The organism is Hymenobacter agri, from assembly GCF_054778495.1.
On the sequence record NZ_BAAGZM010001305.1, the window covers coordinates 1 to 531 of the forward strand.

Genomic DNA, 531 nt, shown 5'->3' on the forward strand with positions numbered 1-531 from the left:
TGAGCCCCACCGAAGCCAGCCTGCGCGAATGGTTTGGGGCGGGCGTGAACGCCGTGGGCATTGGCTCGCAGCTTTTTGCCGGCGCGGCCGACCCCGAGAGCCTGGCGGCCCGCATTGCGGCGCTGCTGCAATACCTAGCCACGGCATAGCGGCTTTTCTGTTACCGTTTTCCTGTTTTGCCCATGAGCCATCCGGCTTCATCTCCCTCCCCTACCCCGACTGCCGGGGGCATGGGCCGCTTCCGCTGGACCATCTGCGGGTTGATATTCTTCGCCACCACCATCAACTACCTCGACCGGGCGGTTATCTCCTACCTCAAGCCCGACCTGGAAAAGGCCTTTGGCTGGGGCGTGGCCGACTATGCCAACATCGAGCTGACCTTTAAAGTGGCCTATGCCCTGGGCATGGCCGGGGTGGGCCGCCTCATCGACCGGCTGGGCACCCGGCTGGGCTACGCCTTCTCCACCACGCTCTGGAGCCTGGCCGCCATGGCCCACGCCCTGACCACGGGCACGCTGAGCTTCGGCGTGG

1 protein-coding gene is annotated in these 531 nt (G+C 65.7%); it reads left to right on the forward strand.

Going from position 1 to position 531, the window contains the following annotated elements:
* Positions 1-182: 182 nt before the first annotated feature.
* The coding region (locus ACYVDE_RS25930; RefSeq protein WP_460504373.1) for an MFS transporter at positions 183-531 on the forward strand (349 nt) is incomplete at its 3' end.